Raw genomic sequence first — 4,338 nt, 5'->3', positions numbered from 1 at the left:
CATGTCCATTGTCGAAACTGAAGAGGTCACACGCTTGATTGCTCTGCACTAACTCGTTTTTAAGCGCCAAGGCCGCTGAATGCGGCACAACATCGTCTTTCTGCCCATGCAGAAGAAGTACAGGGGGGCGAATGACAGGAGCTTGCCAGTTGGGATGGGGATAGGCACTGCATGCGATTAATCCTGCGAGAGGCAAGTCACAGCCGGCAGCCATGGTCATGGCTCCTCCTTGAGAAAAGCCCAAGAGCACCGTTGCTTCCAGTGGGATCTCCTCTGAACTCAGGCTTTTGATGCGTTCTTTTAATCCTTTAACAGCTGCTGGAACAGCGGCCCAGTTGGCTGGAAACAGGCCATACCACTGGCGTCCCGATCCTTGAGTTTGGCGTTGGGGGGCTTGCAGGGCAACCAGCTCAAGTGGTGTCGCGATCGCATCGGCAAGCGCTTGTCCCAGCGGCATCAGGTCGCCGGCATCGGCTCCCCAGCCATGAAGAAGCACCAGCCGTGCCCGAGCTTTGCGTGAGGGTTGGCAGAGCAGATCGGCGGCCATGGCATCAAGTGCGCGGTTGCTGCGTAGGTTGGCTCAAGCCCTGTCTTTCGTCCTGCTGCCATGGCTCCAACTGCCTTGCTGAGCGTGTCTGATAAGCGTGGGGTGGTGCCCCTTGCTGAGGCTCTCCATCGGCTCCATGGCTATCAGCTGCTATCCAGTGGTGGAACCGCCAAAGTGCTTGAAGAGGCTGGATTGCCTGTCACACGAGTGGCAGACCACACCGGTGCGCCAGAGATTCTTGGCGGTCGCGTGAAGACCCTCCACCCTCGAATTCATGGTGGAATTTTGGCGCGACGCGGAGATTCGGCCCACGAGGCGGATCTCCGCGAACAGAAGATCGACCCCATCGATGTGGTGGTTGTGAATCTCTATCCGTTTAGGGAAACCGTCGCAACCCCCGATGTGAGTTGGGATACGGCCATTGAGAACATCGATATCGGCGGACCCACCATGGTTCGCTCTGCGGCAAAAAATCATGCCCATGTTGCGGTGCTCACCAGCCCTGAGCAGTACGACAGGTTTTTGGAAGCGCTGTCTGGATCGGCTGGAGGTGTGGACGCCAATGTGCGCAGGCAGTTGGCCTTGGAGGCTTTTGCCCATACGGCTGCGTATGACGTTGCCATTAGTCGCTGGATGCAATCTCGTCCTGAGTTGCAACCTGATGTTGAGGCCGCGGCTCCAGCAGAAGCCTTGCCTTGGTTGGAAGCTCTTCCGCTTCGGCAGACGTTGCGTTACGGGGAGAATCCGCACCAGAAAGCGGCTTGGTTTAGTAGCCCCATGGGATGGGGGGGGGCCAAGCAGCTCCAAGGGAAGGAGCTCAGTACCAATAATCTGCTCGATTTGGAAGCGGCCCTGGCCACCGTTCGTGAGTTTGGTTATGGATCATCTGGTCTCCATCCCGCTGAACAAGCGGCGGCTGTGGTGGTCAAGCACACCAATCCCTGTGGAGTGGCGGTGGGTGATGGCGTAGCCATCGCCCTCACTCGAGCTCTTGATGGTGATCGAATCAGCGCCTTCGGTGGCATTGTTGCCATGAACTCTGTTGTTGATGGCCTAGCGGCCAAGGAGCTCACAAGCCTGTTTTTGGAGTGTGTGGTGGCGCCTGGGTACAGCCCAGAAGCGCGTGAAATTTTGGCGGCTAAAGGCAATCTCCGCCTGATCGAGTTGGCGCCTGAGGCCATTGATGCGGCACCGAAAGACCATGTCCGCAGTATTCTTGGTGGTGTGTTGGTGCAGGATCTCGACGATCAACCGATCGATCCCTCCGCGTGGACGGTGGCGAGCCAGCGCCAACCCACCGCGTCTGAACACGCCGATCTCAGATTTGCTTGGCAGCTTGTGCGTCACGTGCGCTCGAATGCGATTTTGGTCGCACGCGATGGGCAGAGCCTGGGTGTTGGCGCAGGTCAAATGAATCGAGTTGGCTCTGCTCGACTTGCCTTAGAGGCTGCTGGTGAACAAGCCGTGGGGGCAGTGCTCGCCAGTGATGGCTTCTTCCCGTTCGATGACACCGTTCGCCTTGCCGCAAGCCATGGCATTAAGGCCGTTATCCATCCAGGCGGCAGCCTTCGGGATGCTGACTCGATCAAAGCTTGCGATGAACTTGGTTTGGCGATGGTGTTGACCGGACGCCGTCACTTTCTTCACTAAGAACACGGGCACCTAATCTCGTTTTGACTGTCCACCCAACGAACTGACCCATGAACCTGCCAGCTCTGCCTTTTGCCGCCAGCTTTATGCACCCCCTGATGATGTGGGGGCTTTTGGCCGCAGGTGGTTATTCGATGTTTCTTGGCATCAAAGCCAAGAAGGTTCGGACAGGGACCCCAGAGCAGCGCAAGGCCCTATTGCCGGGCAAGTTTGCTCAGCGTCATTACCGCTGGGGAAGCCTGATCCTCGCGGTGATGGTGACCGGAATGATCGGAGGTATGGCCGTGACTTACCTCAACAACGGCAAGTTGTTTGTGGGTCCGCATCTGCTCGTGGGCTTAGCGATGACCGGAATGATTGCTCTAGCGGCAGCCTTGGCTCCGTTCATGCAGCAGGGCAATGTGATTGCGCGCAAAGTTCACGTTGGGCTCAACATGGGAATGCTCACCTTGTTCCTTTGGCAGGCGGTGAGCGGAATGCAGATCGTGAACAAAATCTGGGAGAACCGCTGATCTTGATCAGAAGGCAGCCCGCCTTCTCGGCGGGCAGGTCAGCCCGTGACTGGCATGGAAATCTTCTTGGACTTTCCAGGTGAGTCGCCTTGAAATTTGTCGCACAATTTGGCGCAAGAGGTGATCACCGCTGGACTGAACCAGCCCATCAGGAAGCAGCGTGATCATCTTGGGAAGGTGAATCCAAACCGAAAGGTCCAGGTCCCAGCTCACAGCGGTGAGTTCTTCAGGTGAGTCGCTTGAGCTGTTGTCTTCAAGACTGAGGTTGGCCTGGAAGTCAACGTCATAGAGATCGGCTAAGGCTGGATCTTGATGTCTGAGAGGCACCGTACAGATCGCGTAATTGCCAGCCTTCTGCGGTAAAAGGCGCAATCCGATCGTTGGTTCCACCTCAAACCCGAAATTGCCAAATCGCCCGAGAGTGAGGGCATAGGCCTGCTCGTCAATGACCGTGACCTCCATGGGTGCAGCACAACGTCGAAACCAGCCTTCGTGAAGATCGAGGTAGGTGCCAACGGTTTGAAAGTCGGCACGCATCTCCATGCGATCGCGAAATTGACTGCGATAGCAGCGAACTTGACGGCTATCGCTACCGCGCAATGTGTCGGTTGAGGGTCTCGTCAAGAGCAGCACGTGTGGAGGTCCCCGGTTGGAGAAGTCGCCATCATGAACCAATGTAAAGGGAGCTGGTGATCAGTTTTCGCTCAGGGTGATCAGTCTCTGGATGACATGCTCCACAACTCGATCTGGGGTGGAGGCCCCCGAGGTGATCCCTACGGTTACGGGCCCACTGGGCAGGAATAACTCTTCGACTGTGAGCTCTTCGCCAAGGGGCTTGTGCTCGATCGAGTTGTCGGTGTGGATCCGCTCTGGAGTGTCGATGTGGAAGGAACGAATGCCACGGCTGACGGCAATTTCTTGCAGATGGGTGGTGTTGGAGGAGTTGTAGCCCCCAATGACCACCATCAGATCCACTGTTTCGTCAACGAGCGAGAACATGGCGTCCTGCCGCTCCTGGGTGGCGTCGCAGATGGTATTGAACGCTAAAAAATGCTCATTCAGCTGCGTAGGCCCGTATTTGCTGAGCATGGTTCGCTCAAATAAGCGTCCAATTTCTTCGGTTTCACTTTTGAGCATGGTGGTTTGGTTGGCCACACCCAAATGTTTGAGATCGCGATCGGGGTCAAATCCTGGAGAACAGGCCTTGGAGAACCGTTCCATAAATGATTCACGATTGCCTTTGCCGAGAATGTAATCAGCGACAAGCCGGGCTTCCTCAAGATCGAGAACGACGAGATACGTTCCGGCAAAGGAGCTGGTTGCAAGCGTCTCTTCATGTTTCACCTTGCCGTGAATGATCGACGTGAAGGATTGCTTCTTGTGCTTCTCAACCGTCGTCCACACCTTTGAAACCCATGGACAGGTGGTGTCAACTATGTGACAGCCACGCTCATTGAGCAGTTGCATCTCTTGAACGGTGGCGCCAAAAGCGGGAAGGATCACCACATCGCCCGTTGCCACGCCCGAAAAGTCCTTCACTCCACCCTCCACGGAGATGAACAACACGTCCATTTCTCTTAGGTGGTCATTCACTGAGGGGTTATGGATGATTTCGTTGGTGATCCAGAT

Annotated in this window: 5 protein-coding genes; 2 read left to right on the top strand and 3 right to left on the bottom strand. The window is 56.1% G+C overall.

From position 1 onward, the window contains the following. Positions 1–547: alpha/beta hydrolase (locus NCN04_RS08470; RefSeq protein WP_250395800.1), on the bottom strand; the 547-nt coding region annotated here is incomplete at its 3' end. Between the two features lie 60 nt (positions 548–607). Between NCN04_RS08470 and purH the strand changes: the two genes are divergently transcribed. Both purH and NCN04_RS08460 read left to right on the top strand, forming a co-directional pair. Then, positions 608–2,197: a bifunctional phosphoribosylaminoimidazolecarboxamide formyltransferase/IMP cyclohydrolase gene (purH, locus tag NCN04_RS08465; protein ID WP_250395799.1), complete on the top strand. Its 1,590-nt coding sequence runs from the start codon at positions 608–610 to the stop codon at positions 2,195–2,197. 50 nt (positions 2,198–2,247) lie between these two features. Beyond that, positions 2,248–2,709 (top strand): DUF4079 domain-containing protein, encoded by a 462-nt coding sequence (locus NCN04_RS08460; protein ID WP_048347800.1) that lies wholly within the window; start codon positions 2,248–2,250, stop codon positions 2,707–2,709. A 6-nt stretch (positions 2,710–2,715) separates the two neighbouring features. Here the strand turns inward: NCN04_RS08460 and NCN04_RS08455 are convergent, their stop codons facing one another. Both NCN04_RS08455 and NCN04_RS08450 read right to left on the bottom strand, forming a co-directional pair. Next, on the bottom strand, positions 2,716–3,342 hold the full coding sequence (locus tag NCN04_RS08455) for a DUF1997 domain-containing protein (protein ID WP_250395798.1): 627 nt from the start codon (positions 3,340–3,342) through the stop codon (positions 2,716–2,718). A gap of 60 nt (positions 3,343–3,402) precedes the next feature. Continuing rightward, positions 3,403–4,338, bottom strand: a 936-nt coding sequence (locus NCN04_RS08450; RefSeq protein ID WP_250395797.1) for a 4-hydroxy-3-methylbut-2-enyl diphosphate reductase, incomplete at its 5' end; no start/stop codon positions are given.

The organism is Synechococcus sp. MU1655, from assembly GCF_023630655.1.
In the GTDB taxonomy this organism is placed as follows: Bacteria; Cyanobacteriota; Cyanobacteriia; order PCC-6307; family Cyanobiaceae; genus Synechococcus_C.
The sequence above is the reverse complement of the archived record's forward strand: the minus strand, read 5'-3'. Positions and strand labels throughout refer to the sequence as shown.